This window comes from Methyloversatilis sp. NSM2 (assembly GCF_038066675.1).
Lineage (GTDB): Bacteria > Pseudomonadota > Gammaproteobacteria > Burkholderiales > Rhodocyclaceae > Methyloversatilis > Methyloversatilis discipulorum_A.
The window spans coordinates 153,915-176,634 of the sequence record NZ_JBBUKV010000013.1 but is presented as its reverse complement, the minus strand read 5'-3'; the positions used below and the strand labels follow the sequence as shown (position 1 = coordinate 176,634).

22 protein-coding genes and 2 tRNA genes are annotated in these 22,720 nt (G+C 69.0%); 3 read left to right on the top strand and 21 right to left on the bottom strand.

Translation table 11 applies throughout. The features are described 5' to 3' along the window. Positions 1-8: 8 nt before the first annotated feature. Positions 9-1,151, bottom strand: coding sequence for a response regulator (locus WJU27_RS17745; protein ID WP_341422951.1), 1,143 nt, complete (start codon positions 1,149-1,151; stop codon positions 9-11). A 150-nt stretch (positions 1,152-1,301) separates the two neighbouring features. On the opposite strand from WJU27_RS17745, the gene WJU27_RS17740 reads away from it, so the two are divergent. Next, positions 1,302-2,027: an SDR family oxidoreductase gene (locus WJU27_RS17740; RefSeq protein WP_341422950.1), complete on the top strand. Its 726-nt coding sequence runs from the start codon at positions 1,302-1,304 to the stop codon at positions 2,025-2,027. Positions 2,028-2,040: 13 nt separating this feature from the next. Here WJU27_RS17740 and WJU27_RS17735 read toward each other — a convergent pair whose 3' ends face one another. From WJU27_RS17735 to WJU27_RS17720, 4 genes are all read right to left on the bottom strand, one after another. Continuing rightward, positions 2,041-4,509, bottom strand: a complete 2,469-nt coding sequence (locus WJU27_RS17735) for an ABC transporter permease (protein WP_341422949.1) — start codon at positions 4,507-4,509, stop codon at positions 2,041-2,043. Next, positions 4,502-5,170, bottom strand: coding sequence for an ABC transporter ATP-binding protein (locus WJU27_RS17730; RefSeq protein ID WP_341422948.1), 669 nt, complete (start codon positions 5,168-5,170; stop codon positions 4,502-4,504). Before WJU27_RS17730 ends, WJU27_RS17735 begins: the two co-directional genes overlap by 8 nt. 30 nt (positions 5,171-5,200) lie before the next feature. Continuing rightward, positions 5,201-6,748, bottom strand: coding sequence for an EAL domain-containing protein (locus tag WJU27_RS17725; RefSeq protein ID WP_341422947.1), 1,548 nt, complete (start codon positions 6,746-6,748; stop codon positions 5,201-5,203). 138 nt (positions 6,749-6,886) lie between these two features. Further along, positions 6,887-7,801, bottom strand: coding sequence for an asparaginase (locus WJU27_RS17720; RefSeq protein WP_341422946.1), 915 nt, complete (start codon positions 7,799-7,801; stop codon positions 6,887-6,889). Between the two features lie 189 nt (positions 7,802-7,990). On the opposite strand from WJU27_RS17720, the gene WJU27_RS17715 reads away from it, so the two are divergent. Further along, the gene (locus WJU27_RS17715) at positions 7,991-8,221 is read left to right on the top strand and encodes a hypothetical protein (RefSeq protein ID WP_024300751.1); all 231 of its coding nucleotides are present in this window, start codon (positions 7,991-7,993) and stop codon (positions 8,219-8,221) included. A gap of 30 nt (positions 8,222-8,251) precedes the next feature. Then, on the top strand, positions 8,252-9,097 hold the full coding sequence (locus WJU27_RS17710; RefSeq protein WP_341422944.1) for an EamA family transporter: 846 nt from the start codon (positions 8,252-8,254) through the stop codon (positions 9,095-9,097). An 11-nt stretch (positions 9,098-9,108) separates the two neighbouring features. Here WJU27_RS17710 and WJU27_RS17705 read toward each other — a convergent pair whose 3' ends face one another. From WJU27_RS17705 to WJU27_RS17630, 16 genes are all read right to left on the bottom strand, one after another. Next, positions 9,109-9,993 carry an AraC family transcriptional regulator gene (locus tag WJU27_RS17705; protein ID WP_341422943.1) on the bottom strand — a complete coding sequence of 295 codons (885 nt, stop codon included), beginning with the start codon at positions 9,991-9,993 and terminating at the stop codon, positions 9,109-9,111. Between the two features lie 139 nt (positions 9,994-10,132). Continuing rightward, positions 10,133-11,188 carry an alpha/beta fold hydrolase gene (locus WJU27_RS17700; protein ID WP_341422942.1) on the bottom strand — a complete coding sequence of 352 codons (1,056 nt, stop codon included), beginning with the start codon at positions 11,186-11,188 and terminating at the stop codon, positions 10,133-10,135. Between the two features lie 87 nt (positions 11,189-11,275). Beyond that, positions 11,276-12,922, bottom strand: a complete 1,647-nt coding sequence (locus WJU27_RS17695; RefSeq protein WP_341422941.1) for a flavin-containing monooxygenase — start codon at positions 12,920-12,922, stop codon at positions 11,276-11,278. Positions 12,923-13,592: 670 nt separating this feature from the next. After that, positions 13,593-13,668: transfer RNA gene (locus WJU27_RS17690), tRNA-Lys, on the bottom strand. Between the two features lie 36 nt (positions 13,669-13,704). After that, positions 13,705-13,780, bottom strand: a tRNA-Lys gene (locus tag WJU27_RS17685). 81 nt (positions 13,781-13,861) lie between these two features. Continuing rightward, positions 13,862-14,977 (bottom strand): YeeE/YedE family protein, encoded by a 1,116-nt coding sequence (locus WJU27_RS17680; protein ID WP_341422940.1) that lies wholly within the window; start codon positions 14,975-14,977, stop codon positions 13,862-13,864. A gap of 45 nt (positions 14,978-15,022) precedes the next feature. Beyond that, positions 15,023-15,715 (bottom strand): 7-cyano-7-deazaguanine synthase QueC, encoded by a 693-nt coding sequence (gene queC / locus WJU27_RS17675; protein WP_341422939.1) that lies wholly within the window; start codon positions 15,713-15,715, stop codon positions 15,023-15,025. Further along, complete coding sequence (ybgF, locus tag WJU27_RS17670; protein ID WP_341422938.1) at positions 15,712-16,464, bottom strand: tol-pal system protein YbgF; 753 nt, start codon at positions 16,462-16,464, stop codon at positions 15,712-15,714. The genes queC and ybgF overlap by 4 nt, the downstream gene beginning before the upstream one ends. Beyond that, a complete protein-coding gene (pal, locus tag WJU27_RS17665) occupies positions 16,464-17,024 on the bottom strand; it encodes a peptidoglycan-associated lipoprotein Pal (RefSeq protein WP_304000687.1) in 561 nt (186 codons plus the stop codon). Before pal ends, ybgF begins: the two co-directional genes overlap by 1 nt. 47 nt (positions 17,025-17,071) lie before the next feature. Continuing rightward, on the bottom strand, positions 17,072-18,346 hold the full coding sequence (gene tolB, locus WJU27_RS17660; RefSeq protein WP_341422937.1) for a Tol-Pal system beta propeller repeat protein TolB: 1,275 nt from the start codon (positions 18,344-18,346) through the stop codon (positions 17,072-17,074). A gap of 34 nt (positions 18,347-18,380) precedes the next feature. Further along, on the bottom strand, positions 18,381-19,217 hold the full coding sequence (locus WJU27_RS17655) for an energy transducer TonB (RefSeq protein ID WP_341422936.1): 837 nt from the start codon (positions 19,215-19,217) through the stop codon (positions 18,381-18,383). Continuing rightward, the gene (locus WJU27_RS17650; protein WP_341423033.1) at positions 19,217-19,633 is read right to left on the bottom strand and encodes an ExbD/TolR family protein; all 417 of its coding nucleotides are present in this window, start codon (positions 19,631-19,633) and stop codon (positions 19,217-19,219) included. The genes WJU27_RS17655 and WJU27_RS17650 overlap by 1 nt, the downstream gene beginning before the upstream one ends. A 24-nt stretch (positions 19,634-19,657) precedes the next feature. Then, positions 19,658-20,335, bottom strand: coding sequence for a protein TolQ (gene tolQ / locus WJU27_RS17645; protein ID WP_019916233.1), 678 nt, complete (start codon positions 20,333-20,335; stop codon positions 19,658-19,660). Then, positions 20,332-20,778, bottom strand: coding sequence for a tol-pal system-associated acyl-CoA thioesterase (gene ybgC / locus WJU27_RS17640; protein ID WP_341422935.1), 447 nt, complete (start codon positions 20,776-20,778; stop codon positions 20,332-20,334). Before ybgC ends, tolQ begins: the two co-directional genes overlap by 4 nt. A 226-nt stretch (positions 20,779-21,004) precedes the next feature. After that, complete coding sequence (locus WJU27_RS17635; RefSeq protein WP_341422934.1) at positions 21,005-22,546, bottom strand: cryptochrome/photolyase family protein; 1,542 nt, start codon at positions 22,544-22,546, stop codon at positions 21,005-21,007. Then, complete coding sequence (locus WJU27_RS17630) at positions 22,539-22,715, bottom strand: DUF2256 domain-containing protein (protein WP_341422933.1); 177 nt, start codon at positions 22,713-22,715, stop codon at positions 22,539-22,541. Before WJU27_RS17630 ends, WJU27_RS17635 begins: the two co-directional genes overlap by 8 nt. Positions 22,716-22,720: the final 5 nt, after the last annotated feature.

The window sequence follows — 22,720 nt, the reverse complement described above, 5'->3', positions numbered from 1 at the left end:
GGCGCGACTCAGGCGGGTGCGTTCGGGGTCTGCTCGGCCAGGTCGGCGTAGCGCGCGGCGATGGCCGCGAACTCGTCGAGATGTGCGAGGTAGGCGTCGACGACGTCCGGATCGAAATGCCGGCCACGCCCCTCGGTGATGATGGCGGTCGCCCGATCGAGCGGAAAGGCCGGCTTGTAGGCGCGCTTGCTGATCAGCGCGTCGAACACGTCGGCCAGCGCCATCAGGCGCGCCGGCAGCGGAATGGCCTCGCCGGCCAGACCTTCCGGGTAGCCGCTGCCGTCCCACTTCTCGTGGTGGTAATGCGCGATGTCCATCGCGATGTAGAGGAAATCCAGCGCCTCGCGCTCCTCCTGGTCGCAGATGGCGCGCCAGATTGCGTCCGATCCCTGCCGGGCGTGGGTCTTCATGATTTCCCACTCGTCGGGCGTGTGCTTGCCCGGCTTGTGCAGGATGTGATCGGGAATCGCCACCTTGCCGATGTCGTGCAGCGGCGCCGCCTTCGTATAGGTTTCGACCAGCGCCGGCGTCAGTTCGCCGGCGTAGCGCGGCGTCGTCGCCAGCGCCCGGGCCAGCACATTCACATAGGCCTGGGTGCGCAGGATGTGATTGCCGGTCTCGTCGTCGCGCGCCTCGGCGATGCTGGCGAGCGCGCGCATGCTCACGTCCTGCACCACCTGGTTCTGCCGCATGCGGCGGGCGATCTCGGCTTCCAGCCAGGCGTTCTGATCGCGCATGCGATCGCGCGCCTCTTTCAGTTCGAGTTGCCCGCGCACGCGGGCCAGCACGATGGCCGGACGCACCGGCTTGGTGATGTAGTCGACCGCGCCCAGCTCCAGTCCGTGTGCTTCGTCTTCGGTGCTGTCGAGCGCGGTGACGAAGATGACAGGCAGTTCGCGCGTGCGCGGATCTGCGCGCAGACGGCTGATCACCTCGTAACCGTCCATCTCCGGCATCATCACGTCGAGCAGCACCAGATCCGGCCGCGGATCGCTGGTCGCCGCCGCCAGCGCACGTGCCCCCGAACTGGCGACGCGGACACGGTAGTGAGGCATCAGGATTTCGCCGAGTACAGTCAGATTTTCCGGCGTGTCATCGACCAGAAGCAGGGTCTTCTGCGGGGTGGTCGCCGCGCCCTGGTGTGGGTTCACTGGGTGTCTCCCGTGTTGTGTCCGGGGCGCAGGCACCGGTCGGACGCCCGCGCCAGTTCTGTCGATGATCTTACTCCGCCCCTATGCGGCCGACAGCAAAACAGTGTGCCGACGCGGCTTTGCGGCGCATGAGACGACGAGGGAAAGACGATGAAGGCAGTACTGACCGGCCACACGCACGGACTGGGCGAGGCGCTTGCCGCCACGCTGCGCGCACGCGGCATTCCGGTGCTCGGGCTCGCACGCGGCCGGTCGCCGCAGCCCGACGACGACGGCTTCACTCAGATCGCGCTCGACCTCGCCGACGCGGCCGCGCTGGCGCGCTGGCTGACGGGCGACGCGCTGTCACGCTTCGTTGCCGCTGCCGACCGCGTGCTGCTGATCAACAACGCCGGCACGCTGGGCCCGGTGGCGCCGGCGGGGCGCCAGGGCGCGACGGCCATCGCGCAGGCGGTGGCGCTCAATGTCGCCGCCCCGCTGGCGCTGACCGATGCACTGGTCACCGCCGCTGCGCACGCGAGCGAACGGCGCATCGTGCACATTTCGAGTGGCGCCGCGCACACGCCCTACGCCGGCTGGTCCATCTACTGCGCCACCAAGGCCGCGCTCGACCAGCACGCCCGCGCCGCGGCGCTCGACGCCCCGGCCGGCACGCGCATCGTCAGCCTGGCGCCGGGCGTCATCGACACCGCGATGCAGGCGCAGATCCGCGCCACCCCGCTGGCGGATTTCCCGAACCGCGCCCGCTTCGAAGCATTGCAGCGCGACGGCGCACTGCTGTCGCCGGCCGACTGCGCGCGCCGCCTGGTCGACTACCTGCTGTCCGAGCGCTTCGGCGCCGAGCCGGTGGCCGATCTGCGCACCGCTCTGCCTTGATCGCGCGTCGCCATCACCCGTCCATGCGCACCGCGCGCACGGCGTCGATGGCGAGGGCGCGGCGGGCACCGATCAGCGCGGCAACGGTGGCCGCCGCCAGCATGGCCAGCACGATGCCGGCGAGCAGACTCCAAGGCACCACCCAGTCCATGCTCCAGTGGAAGGACTGCCGGTTCACCACTTCGATCAGCAGCGCACTCATCGCGAAGCCGGCAAGCAGACCGAGCAGCAGGCCGGGCACGGTCGACAGCACGCCTTCGGCGGCAAGCTGCGCGGCGATCTGCCGGCGCGTGAAGCCAACGTGGCGCAGCAGGCCGAATTCGCGCACGCGCGCCGCGGCCGACGCGGCGAAGGCGGCGGCGATGCCAGCCAGACCGATCAGCGCCGACGCTGCCTCCAGCGCGTAGGTGGCGGCGAAGGTGCGGTCGAACACGCCGAGCGACAGCCGGCGGATGTCCTCGCTCGACGTCAGCTCCAGCGCGTCACCGGCGCCAGTGGCGTCGCGCAGTGCCGCGGCGACCGCGCTCGGGTCCGCGCCATCGGCCAGCCAGAGGCCGAAGTCGTCGGCCAGCCGGTCGCCGGTCAGCGCGCGGTAGCGTTCGAGGTCGATCACCAGCGCGCCGTGCTGCCGCGCGTAGTCACGCCACAGCCCGGCCACCTGCACGCGCAGCGCGCGCCCGGCCAGCGGCAGTTCGACCTCGCTGCCGGCACGCCAGCCGTACAGATCGGCCATCGCCTCCGACGCCCACACGCGTGGAAGGGCGCCCGGTGGCGCCATCGATCCGACGCGCGGCAGCACCTGTCCGGCGTCGTCCGGCAGCGCCCGCGCGATCAGCGCCACCGGCGGCAGGTCCGCGCGCAGCAGCAGCGACTGGTGACGCAGCACGTCGACGCGGACGACGCCGGGCACCGCCGCCAGCCGCCGCTCGACGTCGTCCGGCCACGGCCGGTCGCGGTCGCCGCGGATATACAGCTCGGCCGGCAGCACGTCGCCCAGCCAGCGATCGACCGACGCGCGGAAGGACGACACCATGACCGCCATCGCGACGATGAGCGCACTGGCCGCCAGCACACCGGCCGCGCTGCGCGACGCGAAACCCGGTTCGGCGCGCAGCCGCGCGGCGGCCAGCGTCAGCGGCAGGCTGGCGGCGTCGGGCAGCGTCCGCGCCAGCGCCGCCGCGAGCGGTGGCACCGCCAGCACCGCGCTCGCCAGCACGCAGCCGATTGCCAGATAGCCGCCCAGAGGCAGCCCGCCCAGCGCCGGCTGTGCCGCGGCGACGGCACCGAGCCCGAGCAGCGCCAGCAGGCCGACCGCCCGACGGCGATTTCCCAGCAGGCGTAACGGCGGCGTGAATACCCCGCCGCGCAGTGCCTGCGCCGGCGTGATGGCCAGTGCATCGCGCGCCGGCCAGGCGGCGCCGGCCGCTGCCGACGCCACGCCGAGCAAACCGAAGCCGATGCTGGCCGACACATCGAAGCCCAGTTGCGGCGCGGCGCCCGCAATCAGGCCGGCGCCCAGGTCGCTGCCGATCAGGTGCAGCGCCAGCGCCGCCAGCGCGTGACCCAGCGCGATGCCGATGGCGGCACCGGCGGCGCCAAGCAGCGCGCCTTCGCCGACCAGCAGTCGCATCAGCTGAGCACGCGTCAGTCCGGCCGCGCGCAGGAAGGCGATTTCCGCCACGCGGCGGGCAATCGCCGCCGCCTGCGTCGCCGCCACCAGAAAGCTGCCGACCGCCAGCGCGATCAGCGCCAGCAGGCCGAGGTTGACGCGATAGGCGCGCGACAGCCGGTCGGCGCGCTCCAGCGCCTGCGCCGGCGTCTGCAGCGTCACGTCGGCCGGCAGTGCGGCGGCGATGCGCGCGAGCGCATCGGCGCGCACCACGCCCGCGTGCAGGCGCAGCGCGATGCGGTGGATGCGGCCGGCGCTGCCCAGCCGCCACTGCGCGTCGCCGATGTCGGTCACCGCCAGCACCGCGCCCTCGCCGGCCGCCGGCAACCAGCCGGCGACGCGGAAGGCGTGACCGCGCAGCGTCAGCGTGTCGTCAGGCTGCAGGCCGAGTGCGCGACCGGCCGCGTGACTCAGGTAGAGCGTGCCCGGCTGCATCAGGCGGCCGATGCCGTCGGCCGGTGGCAGCAATGTCGGCTGCACGGCGGCGGCGCGGAAGGCGTCGATGCCGATCACGCGCAGCTTCAGCGTGCGGCCGGCGCGTTCGACCTCGATCTCGCGCTCGACCAGCGGGCTCGCCGCCGCCACATCGGGCAACGCCGCCAGCCGCGGGTAGAGCATTTCGTCCATGCCGCGCGGGGCCACCGCCTCGACATCGGCGCTGCCGGACACGCTGCGCAGGCCGGATTCGAATTCGTCGAGCGCCGCCCGGTGGATGGCCGACACGGCGACGCCGAGCGCCACGCCGAGTGCAATGGCGAGCAGCGCCAGCGTGCTCGCGCCGCGCCGGGCCGAGCGCCACAGCAGCTCAAGCATCGTGCAGGCGGCCGTCGCGCGCCAGCCGCAGCACGCGGTCGGCACTGGCCGCCATCGCGGTGGAATGCGTCACCAGCAGGCCGCAGGCCTTGCTCGACTTCACCGCGTCGCGCAACAGCGCAGCGATCCGCTCGGCGTTGTCGGCGTCCAGGTTGCCGGTCGGTTCGTCGGCCAGCAGCAGGCGCGGGCGATGCACCAGCGCGCGGGCGATGGCCACCCGCTGCAGTTCGCCGCCGGACAGTCGGGTCGGGCTGTCGCCGGCGCGCTCGCCCAGACCCACTGCGTCGAGCTGCGCGCGGGCGCGGGCGGCCCGTTCGCGCACCGGCACGCCAGCCAGCGCCAGCGGCAACGCGACGTTGTCAGCCAGGCTGAGCCAGGGCAACACGTGGAAGGACTGGAACACGAAACCGACCTCGACACGCCGCCACAGCGTGGCCGCGTCGTCGTCCAGCGCGGACACCGCGTGCGCACCGAAATGGACGCTGCCGGCATCCGGCCGGTCGAGGCCGGCGACCAGATTGAGCAGCGTCGACTTGCCCGCGCCCGATTCGCCGATCACCGCGACGTATTCGCCCGGCGCGACGGTCAGGTCGACGGCGTCGAGCAGCAGGCGCGGCGGCGTACCGGGCAGGGTCTTGCGGAGTGAATGGAGGGTGAGCACGGCCGATGGACTGCGCGGCGCGCGCCGGGTTCAGCCGCGCGTGGCGAGGAAGTGGCGGAATTCGCCAGCGTCCATCGGGCGCGCGTACAGATAGCCCTGCGCGATCTCGACGCCCTGCTCGCGCAGATAGTCCGCCTGCTGCTCGGTCTCGACACCCTCGGCCACCATATGCAGGCCGCGCGTGCGCGCGATCTCGGCGATGTGCGGCACCAGCGGCGCGTGCGGCGTGTCAGCGCCGATGGTGCCGACGAAGGCGCGGTCGATTTTCAGCGCGTCGACCGGCAGATCGTGCAGATAGGACAGGCTGGAATAGCCGGTGCCGAAGTCGTCCAGCAGCACCTTGTGGCCCGCTTCGCGCAGTCGCGCCAGCACTTCGCCCGCCGAGCCAGCCTGGATCAGGTTGCGCTCGGTCAGTTCGAGTTCGATCTGGCTGCGGCGGATGCCGTTGCCGTCGAGCGCGTCGGCCAGCAGTTCGGTCAGGTCGCCGCGCTCCAGATCGTGCGAAGCCAGGTTCAGCGACACCGTCAGTTCCGGCCGGCGTTGCAGCAGATCGCCGATTTCGGAAATCGCGGTGCGCAGCACGCGGGCGGTTATTTCGTGCTCGAAGCCGGAGTGCTCGGCCAGATGCACCAGATCGTCGGTGCTCATGACCGGTTCGTTCTGGTCGGGCCAGCGCACCAGCAGTTCGGCGCCGACGCAGCGGCCATCGGACAGACGGATCTGCGGGTGATAGGCCACGCGCAGTTCGCCGCGGCGGATCGCCGACAGCAGCGCGCTGGCCGGCGAGAAGTACTGGCGCGCGAAGCGGCGCACCGCCCACATCAGCAAGGTGCTCACCAGCACGCCGAGCAGCGTCATCATCACCAGGGGCTCGGTCCATGCGGCCATCAGTTGGGCGCGCGACTGCGCGCCGACGGCGACGATGGGCAGCTGCGCCGACTGCGCGACCGCATACAGACGGTCGCCCTGGATGCGCTCGCGACCGGTCACCGCGGTATCGATCATGCTCGGCAGCAGCGGCTGGTCGAGGTGGGCCAGCGGCAGCCAGTCGGTGGTACTGAGCACCGCCAGCTGGGTGTCACCGACCGCGCGCGCCTGGAAGTGGCTGGCGTGGATCAGCGCGATGTGGCTGCCGCGGCCGATGGCTACCGACGGTCTGACGTCGTCCAGCGTGTGCGTGACGCGGAACCAGATCTGCCGTCCCTTGCCGTCCGACCAGTCGGCTGCCGGCAGCACGCGATGCGCATCGCTGCCCATGCTGCTGCAGGCGATCTGGCCGTTCTCGACATAGGCGATCTCGCGCACGAAGGGCGTGCAGTAGGCGATCTGCCGCAGCCGCTCGATATGGGCCGGCGAGCACGCCGGCTGCGGGAAACTCTGCAGGCCACCCAGTTCGGACTGCGCGTCGTCGAACACCTGCTCGGCGCGTGCCAGCGCCTGCTGCGCCAGCGCATCGAGGTGCTGGGATTCCACCCGCAGGGTGTACGCCCAGGAAAAATAGAGCGCAGCCGCCACCGGCAGCAGCCCGGCAAGCAGGGCAGCCACGGTCAGCAGCGTGGTCAATGCGCGACGTCGCATCGGAGGCGTTCTTCGATTATGGCGGCCGCTCGGGCGACCTTGTTCTTGATGTGCACAGACCCGGAAGTTTAAGCGCTTGCGACCCCGTCGCAGCGCGCCCACGCCGCAATCTTCGTGCTTTTTTGTGAATGCCCGGCGTCAGTGCAGGCTGAGCATCAGTTCGACGCGCGCCTGAACCGGCGTCAAAGCGCCAGCCGACGGCAGCGCCTGCGTGGTCGTTTCGACGATGCTGCCGCGGCCGATGCGGGTCGCGCGCAGCACCGCAACACCCGCCGCCTGCGCACGCAGCAACGCACTTTCGAGCGCAGCGGACAGTGTGCCGTTGCCGGTGCAGGCGGCGACGATGCCACGTGCGCCGAGCGCCACCAGCGCGTCGACCAGTGCGCCGTCGACACCGGCCGCGCTGACGACGATGTCGACGCGCGGCCAGTCCTCGCGCTGCGTGCAGGCCAGGCCGAGCGCCTCGCCCGCGGGCCAGTCGCGCAGCTGCCGCAGATGCCCCTCCTCGATATAGCCGAGCGCACCGGCGTCACCGGAATCGAAGGCGTCGATGCGGAAGGGGTGCACCTTGCGCACATCGCAACCGGCGTGCACCGCACCAGCGATGCAGGCGAGCACGCCACGCGCGCCGGGCAGCGCGGCGACCCGCACCGCGTCGAGCAGGTTCTGCGGACCGTCCGGTGCCAGCGCGTTGGCCGGGCGCATCGCCGCGGTCAGCACCACCGGCTTGGCCGGTGCCAGCACGCGATGCAGGAAGTAGGCGGTCTCCTCCAGCGTGTCGGTGCCGTGCGTGATGACGATGCCGGCCACCTCGTCGCGTGCGAGGTGATGCGCGGTGCGTGCGGCCAGCGCCCGCCAGATGGCGAAGGACATGTCCTTGCTGTCGACCTGCGCCACCTGTTCCGCTTCCAGCGCGAAGCCGGCCAGCGCCGGAATCGCCGCCAGCAGGTCGCCGACGGCGATCTGCGCGGCGGTATAGCCGACGTTGTCGCCGGCCTGCCGGGCCTGACCGGCGATGGTGCCGCCGGTGCCGAGGATGACGATGCGTTTCATCGTGTCGGTTCGCGAGTGAATTTGCCGCATTCTCGCGGAGCGCTCGCGGCACGCGCAAGCGCGCGCGTGGTCGAAGCCGGCGATGCGGCTTCACAGGTCGCCGCCGCTTCGGACACAATGCAGGCCGCCGGGCACCCGCGGCGGCTTGCCCGCCGTCGGCGCTGCGCCACCTCTCACTGGATCTCATTCATGCGCGTACTGTTCTTCTTCGCCGCCCTCGGCTTCGCCATCGTCGGCATGTCCGGGGTGACGCTGAGCCTGCTCAACCTGATCGACGAAAGCCAGACCGGCGGCTGGCCGCTGTGGCAGTCGCTGATCATGACCGCGGTCGGCGTCGCCGGCTTCCTGTTCTGCCTGATCAAGGTGATACGCGGTGTGCGCGAGGAAACACCGCCCGCGCCGCCGAAGCAGGTCGACTGACCCAGCGCCCGCGCGGCGGAGGACGACGGCATGCCCTTGGACGTGATGGCGGTCGTGCTGTTCGCCGCGCTGCTGCACGCCGGCTGGAACGCGCTGGTGCGCAGTTCGCAGGACACCTTCGCCGACACCGTGTTCATGGTCGGCGGCGCCGCGCTGTGGGCGGCCTGTCTGCTGCCGCTGCTGGCCATGCCGGCGCCGGCCAGCTGGCCCTGGCTGGGCGCATCGGTGCTGATCCACGTTGTCTATTTCTCGCTGGTGGCGCTCGCCTACCGCGGCGGCGAACTGGGCCTGGCCTATCCGCTGATGCGCGGTTCGGCACCGCTGCTGACCGCGCTGGCGGCGACCCAGCTGCTCGGCGAACGGCTGTCGCCGGGTGCGTGGACCGGCATCCTGCTGATCGGCGGCGGCATCCTGCTGCTGGCGGGCGACGCCCGGCGCCGCGGCCACCTGCACCTGGGCTCGGCCGCGCTGGCGCTGGCCAACGGTGCAGTGATCGCCTGCTACACGCTGATCGACGGACGCGGCGTGCGGCTGTCCGGCACGGCGTTCGGCTACACCGCGTGGATGCTGCTGCTGACCGGGCTGACGCTGGCCCTGCTCTTCTGCCTGCGGCGTGGTCGACCCGACCTGGCACGGCTGCGCGGCAGCGGCCGACGCGCACTGATCGGTGGCGCCGGCACGCTGGCGTCCTACACGCTGGTGCTGTGGGCGATGACGCGCGCGCCAATCGCGCTGGTGGCAGCGCTGCGCGAAACATCGGTGGTGTTCGCGCTGCTGATCGCCGCCGGCGTTCTGAAGGAAACGGTCAGCCGGCTGCGCCTCGCCGCCATCGTCGTGGTCGGCGCCGGTGCGATCGCACTGCGCCTGCTGCAGTAGAGCGGTGGGGCCTAGCCGCGCGCGGCGCGCAGCTTCGCCGGCGTGGTGCCGAGCCGCGCGCGCAGCACGCGGGTCATGTGCGCCTGATCGGAAAAACCGCAGCTGGCGGCCACCTCCTTGACCGCCAGATCACCGGCGGCGAGCAGCTGGCGCGCGCGCTCGACACGACGGTCGATCACGAAGGCATGCGGTGCCCGCCCCTGTGTCTCGCGGAAGCGGCGGTGGAAGGTGCACACGCCGAGGCCGGCCGCCTCGGCCATGTCCTCCAGCGTCAACGCTTCGTGCAGGCGGCTGTCTATCAGGTCGAGCACGCGGCGCATCTGCGCCGGCGACAGACGGCCGCCCGGCAGGTCGTGACGGAAGGTGACCTGGGCGTACCTGCGCAGCAGGTGCACGGCCAGCTGGGTGCCCAGCGTCTCCGCATAGAGCGGACCGCCCATTTCGGGCTGCACCGCCTCCTGGGTGATGGCGTCGGTGATGGCGAGCAGCGTCGGGTCGCGGGTGCACAACACATCGTGCAGCCGCACCTCGGCCACCGGCCTGTCCATCACCTCGCCGGCCACGCGCGACATCAGGCTGTTGGACAGATAGACGTGCGACACGTCGATCTGCTGTGTCCAGTGCCAGTGCGAGGCCTCCGACATGGTGAGCAGCGAAGCGTCACCGGGACGGCAGTCGGCACGCGACCAGCGCTGGTCGAAACAGCGGTCCATCGGCGTCTGGCCGGCGGCGTAGCGCACGACCATGAAGTGGTCCAGCGGCGGAATCGGTACGTCGAGGCCGGCGTATCGGTAGGAACGATGACCGATGCCCTTCCAGCCGAGGTTGTCGCTCGACGAAAGCACCTCGCCGGGCACCCACTGGGGCAGTTCTTTCGGCGTGATGATGTTCGGCATGTCGTTCTCCCCCGACGAGAAGGCCGGACGCGGTCCGCTGCGCCGCCGGTCGCGCCTGCCGGCACACGCCGGCAGGCAGGGGCAGCTTAGCAGAGCGTCCGGCGCGCCGAGGTTGCAGCGCAGCGAAGCAGCCGCCTGTTCAGCCGGCCGGCGTGGCGAGCAGTTCCGCCAGGTGGCCGTCCACCTGCGCCACCATCGCCGGGTCGGTGCCGAGCAATGCGAAGTGACCGTCGATGCTGTCCAGCACGCGCAGTTCGCTGCCGGCCACCAGGCGCTGTTCGCGGCGGCAGTCCTCCGGCGGGAAGAACATGTCGTGGCTGATCGGCATCACGTACATCTTCGCGCGCACGCGGGCGAGCGCGGCCGCGAGATCACCGCCGGCATGGCGGCTGACGTCGCCACGCTGCCACTTCCACGCCATGCACAGCAGGTCGTTGGCGTCCATCGGCCCGAAGTAGCCGACCATGAAGCGATCGACGAAATCGGCGACCGAGTCGAAGCCGAGCACGCGGTGCCGCCCTTCGCGGAAGAAGTCCACGCTCCAGCCCATCACCGTCCACAGCTTGGCGTGACGGCGCAGACCGTCGATCACGTCGTACGAGGCGGCGTAGCGGCCGCCCTTGAAGTTCGGGTCGGTGACGATGGCTTCGATCAGCGTTTCGGCGAACAGGTAGTCGTGTTCGCTGTTCTTCGCGGTGCCGCCGATCGGCGCCGCGCGCAGCACGCGGTCGGGAAAGCGCACCGCCCACTCCCAAGTCTGCTGCGCGCCCATCGAGCCGCCGACCACCAGCGCCAGCTTCTCGATGCCGAAGGCCTGCGCCAGCAGGCGCTGCTGCGCGCGCACGTCGTCACCGATACGCACGCGCGGAAAGCGCTCCATCGCGATGGCGCCGTCGCTGTTGTGCGGTGAGCTCGACAGGCCACTGCCGATCTGGTTGATCTGGACGATGAAATACTTGTCCGGGTCGAGCGCGTGGCCCTTGCCGATGTAGACCTGCTCGATGATCTTGCTGGTGCCCGAGTACCAGGTGGGCACCAGGATGGCGTTGTCCTTGCGCGCGTTCAGCGTGCCGTGCGTGACCACGGCCAGCCGGCAGTCGGGAATCGTGCCGCCCTCTTCCAGCTCGAGCGCGCCGATGCTGATGAGCTCGTAGGGGCCGTGCATGTCCTGGCTGTAATAGTCGTTCTGGATCATCTTCCTTCTCCTCCGTCGTCGCCGTCACCGGGCGGTGCGGCGCTGTGTCCGGGCCCGGCCGGCGGTGCCGGCCGGGTGCATCGCCGATCAGGCGAAGGTGAAGCCGCGATAGCCGCTGGCCGCGACCTCGTCGCACTTCTGGCGGTAGGTGCCGACGCCGCCGATGTAGGACAGCAGACGGCGCGGCTTGCCCGCGACGTTGGTGCCCATGTACCAGGAGTCGGTCTTCACCACGAGCGTCTTGTTCGCCGTCTCGTCGTGGTGGGCGACCCACTGGTCCTGCAGCGCCTGCGACGGCTCGATCACCTGCTGGCCCTTGTCGCGCATCGAGCGGATGCAGGCGGTGATCCAGTCGACCTGCTGCTGCAGGCAGGTGGTCATGTTGCACAGCGCGGCCGACGGCGCGAGCGGCGCGCCGGTGGTGAACATATTGGGATAACCGTGCACCTGCAGGCCCATCGTGGTGCGGATTTCCTGGCCCCACTCCTCCTTCAGCGAACGGCCCTCGCGGCCGCGGATGTCGATGCGGGTGAGCGCACCCGAGCCGGCATCGAAGCCGGTGGCGAGCACCAGGATGTCGAGCTCATGCACGGTGCCGTCGGCGGTCATGACGCCCTCGGGCACGATGCGCTCGATCGGCGCCTGCTTGACGTCGACGATGTCGACGTTGGGCTGGTGGAACACTTCCAGGTAATTGCTCTCCAGCGGCACGCGGTGGGTGCCGAAGCCGTACGTGGTAGGAATGAGCTTCTCGCACAGCGCCGGGTCCTTGATGCGCGCGCGCATCTTGTCGCGCACGAATTCGGACACCACGTCGTTCACCTTCTCGTCGAAGAACATTTCGGCGAAGGAGGCCAGCCACAGCGACAGCGAACCGTCGGCCCACAGCCGCTCCAGCACCTCGGTGCGCTGCGCCGGCGTGAGGTCGGCCCAGGCGCCGTTCTCGAAGTCGTACTCGAAGCCGGAGAAAGTGCGCGCCACGCGGTCGCGGATCTGCGCGAAGCGCTCACCCTGCTTCGCCCAGTCGGCCGGGCTGTACTTCGGGTTGCGCATCGGTATCACGTACTGCGGCGTGCGCAGGAACACCTTCAGGTGGCCGACCTGCGGCGCGATGGTCTGGATCACCTGGATGCCGGTGGCACCGGTGCCGACCACGCCGACCCGCTTCCCGACAAACTCGACGCGTTCCTTCGGCCAGCGTGCCGTGTGGAAGATCTGCCCCCGGAAGCTGTCCTGCCCCGGGAACACCGAAGTCAGCGGCGCCGACAGCATGCCGGTGCAGCAGATCAGGAAGCGCGCCGTCACCGTGTCGCCGGCATCGGTCGTGATCGCCCACTGCCGCCGCGCTTCGTCGTAGCGCGCCGCGGTGACGCGGGTATCGAAGCGGAAGTGCTTGCGCAGGTCGGCGCGATCGGCGACGTAGTTCAGCCAGCGCTCGGTCTCCGGCTGCGCCGGGAAGCGCTCGCTCGGCTGCCAGTTCTTGAACATGGCTTCGTCGAACCAGTACTGGTAGATCTCCGCCTCGGAATCGAAGCGCGCACCCGGATAGCGGTTCCAGTACCAGGTGCCGCCGACGCCGGATCCGGCCTCGAAGCCCTGCACCGACATGCCCATCTCGCGCAGCCGATAGACCTGGTACAGCCCGGCCACGCCGGCCCCGATCACGACCGCGTCAAAGGTGTTCGCGCCCTCGGTCGCTCCCGCCGCTCTTGCGGCCACAGTTGCTTCGCCCATCTTCCCCTCCGTCATTTTGGCTATGTGCAGAACCCGGAATGCCCCCGCGCAGGGCGGGACCATCTGGCGCTGACTGTAGGGACGGGCGGGCGGACGGGCTTGAACAATCCCGGCAAATCTTTGAACGATCCGGGAGACTGCGTACCCGGGGCGGGGTCGCTGCTCAGGCAATTCCCCAGTTCAATGCCTCGCTTGACCACGCAACTTCTCGCGCTGTCGCCAGCAAGAGCATATGCTGAGCGGGTCGAGCGCCAGCTGCCGGCGGCAGCCCTCTGAAACGTTGTCCTGCGGGAGACACACCATGACCGACGTATCTGCACTCCCAGTCAGGCTCTGCCAATTCCGCTTCCGATGTGGTGCCAAGTGGGGCGATTTGGCATTGACCGAGGTAGATACCATCCGCTTCTGCCACGAATGTGGAAAGGAGGTCGTCCTGTGCGCAACCAGGGCTGAGCTCGCGGCAGCGATGGAGCAAAGACGATGCGTTGCGATCGATATCGCGCCTGTCGATTTGGGAAAGCTGGAGTTGGTGCCAGCCCCTCCGGACCAGCCGATTGAGCTGATGACGCGACTGATCGGGGAAGTAGGCTAGATCCAGACCACACCCACGTTGCGACGCCGCAAAAAGAAAAAGGCCAGTTCCGGAGAACTGGCCTTTTGCTTCTGCATCTGGTGGGTTGTGAGTGGCTCGAACACTCGACCTACGGATTAAGAGTCCGCTGCTCTACCAACTGAGCTAACAACCCGGAAACCTGCTTCGCGTACTGCTTCGGCCCACCGAGTGGTGGGTCGGGCGAGACTCGAACTCGCGACCAACGGATTAAAAGTCCGCTGCTCTACCGACTGAGCTACCGACCCTCGCCTTGCGAAGACCGCGGACTATAGGCGAGAGGAAAGGCCCTGTCAACCCGGAATTTGCCGCCGGAAGCAGCTCGCGACTCAGTCGCGCATCAGCCACCACATGGTCGCCTTCATGGTCAGCGCCGAGCCGGCGATGATGGCGAGCAGTGCCATAGCCGAACCCAGCGCGAGCGTCGACACACCGGTAATGCCCTGGCCAACGCTGCAGCCGGAGGCGAGCACGCCGCCGATGGCCATCAGCGCGCCGCCAATGCCGTGACGCACGACGTCGGCGGTGCCGCGGAACCACTCGACGCGGAACTTTCCGCTCGCAATGGCATGAATGAAGGCGCCGACGACGACGCCGGCCAGCGCCATCAGGCCGAAGTTCAGCAGTGCGGCATTGGTCGGGTCGAGCAGCCAGCGCGCGCCGTCGGCCATCGGGCCGACGAAGGTGTAGGACTGCGCCTCGACCCGGCTCGGCATCACGTCGGCGAACTCGGCCCACTCCTTCCAGGCCGCGGCGCGCGGGCCGGCGGTCAGCCACCAGCCCGCCAGCACGGCCAGACCGAAGCCCAGGCCGCCGGCAACGTGGTCGATGTTGCGGCGGAAATCGGCCGAGGCGAAGGCCCACACGGCCAGTGCGGCGGCAATGATCCAGGCCAGCGCGCGGTTGAGCATGACGGCATCGCCGCCAACCGAGCCGGCGACGACCGAACCGAGCGCCTGTGAATCGATGCCGCGCGCGTCGAGCGACAGCGTCCAGTCGTTCATCCAGCCGAAGGCGCTGGCGTAGAAATCGGTGAAGATCATCAGATAGGCGAACACGGCGCCGACCGCCAGCACGAACAGCGACTTCAGGTTGCCGCCGCCGATGCGTACCAGGGTCTTGTTGCCGCAGCCGCTGGCCAGCGTCATGCCGACGCCGAACAGCAGGCCGCCGACGATGTAGCGCAGCCAGGCGAGCTGCGGCGTGCGGTAGGGCGGATAGGTGGTGCTGAGGTCGACCACGCCGGCCGATTCGAGCCCGACCAGGCCGGCCATGGCGGTGGCGATCGCCAGCATCCACGAGCGCATGCGACCGAGATCGCCGATATTGATCCAGTCGGACACCGCACCCATGGTGCAGAAGCCGGTGCGCGACGTGAGCGCGCCCAGCGCGACAGACAGCGCAAACACGGCTGCCAGTGTTTCGGTGTGGATGTTCAGTTCCATCGTATCGGGTCGGTGTGATGCGCCCGCCCCGGACGACTGGGCGGATCAGCGATAACGGGTGGGGTCGGCCACGCCGGCGTCCGCGAAACCCTCGCGACGCAGGCGGCAGGAGTCGCACGCGCCGCAGGCACGGCCTTCGTCGTCCGCCTGGTAGCAGGATACGGTCAATGCGTAATCGACGCCCAACCGCACTCCGGCCTGGATGATACCCGCCTTGCTGAGGTCGATCAGCGGCGCGTGCACGGTGAGCCGTGCACCCTCTACCGCCGCCTTGGTCGCCAGGTTGGCCATCGCCTCGAAAGCCTTGATGTACTCCGGGCGGCAATCGGGATAGCCGGAGTAGTCCACCGCATTGACGCCGCAGAAGATGTCCTGCGCGCCGAGCACTTCGGCCCAGGCGAGCGCCAGCGACAGCATGATGGTGTTGCGCGCCGGCACGTAGGTGACCGGGATGCCGGGCGCCACACCGCCGGTCGGCACGTCGATCGCGCTGTCGGTCAGCGCCGAGCCGCCGAAGGCGCGCAGATCAAGCGCAATGGTGCGATGGCCGGCCGCACCGAGCGCCCTGGCGACGCGCCCGGCAGCCACCAGCTCCGCCCGGTGCCGCTGGCCGTAGTCGAGCGACAGGCAGTGGCAGTCCAGTCCCTGCGCACGCGCCATCGCCAGCACGGTGGCCGAATCCAGGCCGCCGGACAGCAGCACGACCGCGGCCCTGCCGCCTCTGCCCTGCCCGCTCACTTCTTCTGCGCCGCCTGCTTGATGCGCTGGCGCGCCACGTCGGCCGACGGCGTGCCCGGATACTGGGCGATCACCATGTCCAGCGTCTTCTTCGCACCCTTGGCATCACCCTGGATCTGCTGCGTGTTGGCCAGACCGATCAGCGCTTCCGGCGCGCGCACGTCGGCCGGCCACTGCGCATGCACCTCCCGGTACAGCTCGGCGGCACGCGAATAGGCCTTGGTCTGGAAGGCGGCGCTGGCGGCCCAGTAATGGGCGGCCGGCTGGAAACTACTCTGCGGCCAGCTCTTGATGAAGGCTTCGAAGGCCAGCTGCGCCTCGGCGTACTTGCCGCCCTTGAGCAGGTTCAGCGCCGCCTCGTAATCGCGCGGTTCGGCGGCCGGGTCGACCTCGGGCTCGGCCGCGGCAACCGGCTTGGTTTCCAGCGCACGCAGGCGGGTGTCGAGATCGAGGTAGAAGTCCTTCTGACGCTTGGTGGACGCCTCCAGCTCGTAGGTGAGCACCTCGACCTGGCCGCGCAGCTTGGCGATTTCGCCGCGCAGCGCCTCGATCTGGTTGCTCAGATCCAGTTGCGTGCGCTGCGACTGTTCGAGCTGCGCCTCGAGCTTGCCGGTGCGCGCCTTGGTGTCGGCGCGCAGGTCCTCGATGCGCTGGCGTGCAACCTCGTCATCGAACAGCGCGGCCCGCGCCGGAGCCGCGACGATGAACAGCGCGGCGAGCGCCGCCGCGACCCCGTTGCGGGCCTGCATCAGAACTCACCCGAGTAGAGCATTTCCGAACGACGGTTCTCGGCGTACGACGCTTCGTCGCTGCCCACCATGCGCGGCTTCTCTTCGCCCAGGCTGACCGACTCCAGCTGCGCTTCCTGCACGCCCAGCAGCATCAGCGCGCGCTTGACCGCCTCGGCACGCTTCTGGCCCAGCGCTAGGTTGTACTCGCGCGAACCGCGCTCGTCGGTGTTGCCCTGGATGAGCATCTTGAACTTCGGGTTGGCCGTCAGGAACTTGGCGTGCGCCGAAATCAGGCTGGCGTAGCTGTCCTTGATGACGTAGCTGTCGTAGTCGAAGTAGATGATGCGCTTGGACAGCGGGCTGTTCGGGTCCTTCAGCTGGGCGAGCAGCGCCTCTTCGGCCGTCATCTTCTTGCCGTCGACCGACGGCGGCGTCACCGGCGACACGGAGGGGCCGGTCGGTGCGGTCGGGGACTTGTCCTCGGTCGGCGCGGCGGGTTGCTCCGGGCCGGTGGACGAGCAGCCGGCCAGCACGGCCAGCGTCAGGGCTGCGATGGAAAGCTTGGTATGGGTGCGCATGGTGTTGGCCTCTCTGGTTTCGCTACTGCGTGGGGTTGTGACGGTATTTACGGTTTGTTGAACGGGCCCCAGGCCGGCTCGCGGACATCGCCGCCAGCCTGCCCGGACAGCTTCTGCTTGACGCGGCCATCGGCCGACACCGCCGACAGCACGCCACGTCCGCCGATCTCGGAGGCGTACAGGATCATCCGGCCGTTCGGCGCGAAGGACGGCGACTCGTCGCGCGACGAATCGGTCAGGATCTGCGTCTGCCGCGTCGCCAGATCCATTGCCGTGATCTGGAAGCGGCCGCTGTTGCGCGACACGTAGGCCAGCGTCTTGCCGTCAGGCGACAGACGCGGCGTCACGTTGTAGCTGCCTTCGAAGGTAATGCGCTCGGCGTTGCCGCCGCTGGCCGGCACGCGATAGATCTGCGGGCTGCCGCCGCGGTCAGACGTGAAATAGATGTACTGGCCGTCCGGCGAGAACTGCGGTTCGGTGTCGATCGAGCTGGACCCGGCCACGCGCGTCAGGCCGCTGCCGTCGGCATTTATGGTGTAGATCTGCGACGAGCCGTCCTTGGTCAGCACGATGGCCAGACGCTTGCCGTCCGGTGCCCAGGCCGGGGCGGAGTTCGACCCCTTGAAGTTGGCCACCACCGAGCGCGAGGTCGAGGTCAGCGAATGCACGTAGATGATGGGCTTCTTCGCCTCGAAGGACACATAGGCGAGGCGCGTGCCGTCCGGCGACCAGGTCGGCGAGATGATGGGGTCGGCCGAGCGCAGTGCGATGCGCGGGTTCTGCCCGTCGGCGTCGTCGATGGTCAGTTCGAAGCGCGTGCCCTTCTTGACCACGTAGGCGATCTGCGTATTGAACACGCCACGCTCGCCGGTCATCTTTTCATAGATGAAGTCGGCGATGCGATGGCCGGTTTCACGCACGGTGGCCGGCGCGAACACGAAGATCATGCCGTCCGGCTTGCCCTGACGCGCGATGTCGTACAGGCGCATGCGCACCTCGTAACGCCCGCCCGGTACAGGCAGGATGCTGGCCAGCGCCAGCGCGTCGGCGCCACGGTCCTTCCACTGATTGAGGTCCACGGCGGCGTCCTGATGGACCGGAGTGGGGCCCGGGTCGACCAGCTTGAACAGACCGCTGCGCTCCAGGTCGGCGCGCACGACGCCGACCAGCGCCTGCGGCAGCAGGCCCTCGCCGGCGAAATTGGCGATGGCGATCGGGATGCGGTTGGCACCGGCACCGGTGATTTCGACCGTGAGCTGGGCGTGGGCGAACTGCGCGGCGAACAGCAGCGCGGCGGCCATCAGTCTGAAGAGCTTGATCATCGGATCCTTTCCGTAAAGTGTCTGCAGGCGCCGGTCACTCGGCCAGCGGCCGGAATTTCAGTTCCAGGTTGCGCTCGAATACGGCCGGGTCTTCCGGCTTGGGCAGCGGCGACGACTTCACGATGGCGCGCAGTATCGCCGCATCCAGCGCCGCATTGCCGGTCGACTGTCTCAATCTGGGCTCGCCGACGACCGAACCGTCGGGCAGCAGCGAAATCGCCACCACCGCTTCCGGATTGCCGGACGCGCCCGGCGGCACGACCACGTTGGGCTTCACCTTGGCGCTGATGCGGCCGGCCCAGGTTTCACGCGCCTTGCTGCGCGCGCCGTCGGCCGCCAGCTTGGCCATCAGATCGGCTTCCTGCGCGGCCTGGCGGCGCATCTGGTCGGCGCTTTCCCGCGCCAGCGATTCCTTCAGCAGCTTGTCCTGCAGTTCCTGCTCCAGCCGGTTGTCCGGCTTGGGTTCCGGCTTCTTCTCGACCTTGGGCTCGGGCTTGGGTTCCGGCTTCTTTTCAACCGGCTTCGGCTTGGGCTCGGGTTTCGGCTCCACTTTGGGCGGCGTCTTCGGCTTCGGCGGCTCCTTGATCGCGATGTCCGGCTTCGGCGGAGGCGGCGGAGGCGGCGGCTCTACCACCGGCTCCGGCTGCTTTTCGACCACCGGTTCCGGCGGTGGCGGACGCACCGGTGCCTCGATCGGCGGCAGGCTGCCCACCAGTTCGACCTGCACGGCGGCCGGCTGGCTGGTCTGCCAGCTCACGCTGTAATACAGGAACAGGGCGAGCAGCAGATGCATGCCGGCAGCGAGCCCGGCCGACTGCCATTTGCCGGGCTGCGGCCGCTTGAACGCGAAATCGTGCGTCTGAGCGTGCATCAGCGGGCCGGCTTGCCGTTCTGACCGGCCTGCTCGACCAGCAGACCGATACGGGTGAAGCCGTTGTTCTGCAACGCACCCACCACCTTGGTGATCTCTTCGTAGCGTACCGCCTTGTCACCGGCCACCACCAGCGGACGGCTGGCGTCGCCAGCCTGCATGTCGCGCACGGTGCTGACCAGGGTGTCGCGGGTAACCGGTATCTCCTTCGGACTGGCGGCACCGCGATCGCGCAACGCCAGCTTGCCGTCGGCCTTCACGATCACCTCGATCGGCTGCACCGGTGTCTGCGACGCCTGGCCGACGCTGGGCAGTTCGATGCTGCCGGTCGGCGTGGCCTGCGGCGCGACCATGAAGATGACGAGCAGCACCAGCATCACGTCGATGTAAGGCACGACGTTGATCTGGTTCATCATGCGGCGCTGTCTTCTCATCGCGGCTTACCGGGCCTGACGCTGCAGGATGTTGGAGAACTCTTCCATGAAGCTCTCCCAGCGGATGGAAATGCGGTCGATATCGTGCGCGAAGCGGTTGTAGGCGACCACCGCCGGGATAGCGGCGAACAGGCCGATCGCGGTAGCGACCAGTGCTTCGGCGATACCCGGCGCGACCTGGGCCAGCGTGGCCTGACCGACATTGGAGAGGCCGCGGAAGGCGTTCATGATCCCCCACACGGTACCGAACAGGCCGATGTAGGGGCTGACCGAGCCGGTCGACGCGAGGAAGGCGGTGTGCGATTCCAGCTCGTCCAGTTCGCGCTGGTAGGTCGCCCGCATCGCGCGCCGTGCACCGTCGACCGCGGTCGCCGTGTCGATGTTCTGCCGCCCGCGCAGCTTGGTGAATTCGCGATAGCCCGCTTCGAAGATGCGCTCCATGCCGCCGGCGTTGTGGCGGTCATTGGCCGCGCTCTGGAACAGCGCATTGAGGTCGCCGCCGGACCAGAACTCCAGCTCGAACTTGTCCGAACTGAGCCGCGCCGCGCGGATGGCGAAGGACTTGCGGAAGATCCAGTACCAGCTCATGAAGGAAATGCCGACCAGCAGCGCCATCACCAGCTTGACCAGCAGACTGGCGTGCATCACGAGCGAAATGATCGAGAGGTCTTCGGAAAGATTCATGTGAGGGTGGAAACGGAAGGCTGGATGGAAGGAAGCAGGCGCTCACGCAGCGCTGCGGGCAGCGATACCGGACGGTTCTTCGCCATGTCGATCGACACCACACGGACCCTGCCGTCGAACAGCAGTTCGTCGCCGCGGTATAGGCGCTGCACGAAATCGACGGCGGCGCGCGTGGTCGAGGCAATGTGGCTGCGCACCTCGAGCATGTCGTTGAAGCGGGCAGGCTTCAGGTATTCGCCCTGCACCGAACGCACGACGAAGCCGACGCCCGCCGCCGCCATCTCGACCTGGTCGAAGCCGAGCGCACGCAGCCATTCGGTGCGCGCACGTTCGAGAAAGCGGAAGTAGTTCGCGTAGTACACCACGCCGAAGCTGTCGGTATCTTCGTAGTAGACGCGTACCGGCCACGAAAAGCCGGCAACGTGCTGCGCTGGTGAAGTCATGGCGCGAGATTTTACCCGACCCGCGCCCCGGGCTTTGCGCAGGGCAGCAAATTCGCTTGGAAAGGGGATGTAACAACCGGCCCGGAGAGAGAAGCGCACGCCGCAGCCGGCTTTGAGGCAGGTTGCTGTCGGGGTCGGAAGACCCTCCCACAGAACCCCGGCCCGGGCCTCGGCCGCGGATTAGGTGCATTCCTGCGCCGCCCTGGCGGGGACCTTGAGGCCCTCCTCACAGATCGTCGAGCTTTTCCAGCACTTGCCTGGCACGCTCGCCTATCGCCGTCCGCTCGGCCGGCGTGAGCTTCTGCAGATTCTTCGCCATCAATGCGGTGCGCGGATTGGCGGCGAATTCCGCCTCGTGGCGGTCGAGGAAGTGCCAGTACAGCACGGTCACCGGGCAGGCCGCCTCGCCGCTGCGTGCCGACGGGCTGTAGCGGCAGCCGTCGCAGTAATTGCTCATGCGCTGGATATAGGCGCCGCTGGCGACGTAGGGCTTGCTGGTGAAACGGCCGCCGTCGGCGTACAGCGCCATGCCCGCCACATTGGGCAGCTCCACCCACTCCACCGCGTCGACATAGACCGCCAGATACCAGTCCTCGACCTGCTGCGGCGCGATCTCCGCCAGCAGAGCGAACTGGCCGGTCACCATCAGGCGCTGGATGTGGTGGGCGTAGCCGTGGCGCAGCGTCTGGCCGATGGCGGCGCGCATGCAGTTCATGCCGGTGTCGCCGGTCCAGTACCAGCGGGGCAGCGCGCGGGCGTGGCCATAGTGATTGGCGTCGCGCAGGCGCGGCATGTCCAGCCAGTACATGCCGCGGATGAATTCGCGCCAGCCGATCACCTGACGCACGAAGCCCTCGACCGACTGCAGCGGCAGGCCGCGCTCTCGCCAGGCGGCCACCGCGGCGGCGACGACTTCGCGTGGCGACAGCAGCTTCAGGTTCATCGCCGCGCTGAGCCGTGCGTGCCAGAGCCAGGGCTGGCCGGTCCACATCGCGTCCTGGTGATGGCCGAACAGTTCCAGCCGGTGCGCGATGAAGTCCGAAAGCGCCGCCAGCGCCTGCTCACGCGTGACCGGCCAGTCGAAAGCGGCGGTCGTGCCCGGATGATCGGCGAAGCGCGCCTCGACTTCGGCCATCACGTCGCGGGTGATCGCGTCCGGCTCGAAGCGCAGCGGTGGCGGCACCAGGCCGGGGCCCTTGCGACCGAAGCCGCTGCGGTTGTCGGCGTCGAAGTTCCAGCGGCCGCCCGCGGGCTCGCCACCTTCCATCAGCACGCCGTGGCGTTCGCGCATCATGCGGTAGAAGAACTCCATGCGCGGCTGCCGGTACTTCTTCGCCCAGTCGGCAAAGCCGGTGCGCGAAATCATGAAATGAAGGTCGTCGCGCAGGTCGAGCACCACCCGCTCACGCTCGCACAGCGCGCGGATCGCCTGTTCCAGCCGCCACTCGCCCGGCTCGACCAGCACCAGCCTGCAGGGCGCGTAACGGCGCAGCCGCGCGGCGAGGATATCGACCAGATCTTCGCCGTCACCGTCGCCCAGCGCGCGGTAATCGACCGTCCAGCCACGGCTGCGCAGCCCGTCGGCGAAATGGCGCATGGCCGACAGGAAGAGCGCGGTACGCGCCTTGTGGCTCCAGACATGGGTCGATTCGCCCGCCGCCTCGATCATCAGCACCCGGTCGCGGGCCGGATCGAAGCCGTCGAAGGCGGCCGACGCATGATCGAGCTGGTCGCCAAGCACCAGCACCAGATGGCGGATGTCAGACATCGGCGCCCCCTTTGCGGCGGCAGGCTTCCGAACAGTACTTCACCGCCTCCCAGTTGTTGCGCCAGGCGCGCCGCCAGGTCATGTCACGGCCGCAGACCGCACATGGCTTGCTCGGAAGAAAGGTCTTGTTGCCCTTGTGTCTGGATTTCATTGCGGCCATCGCGGTCATGAGTA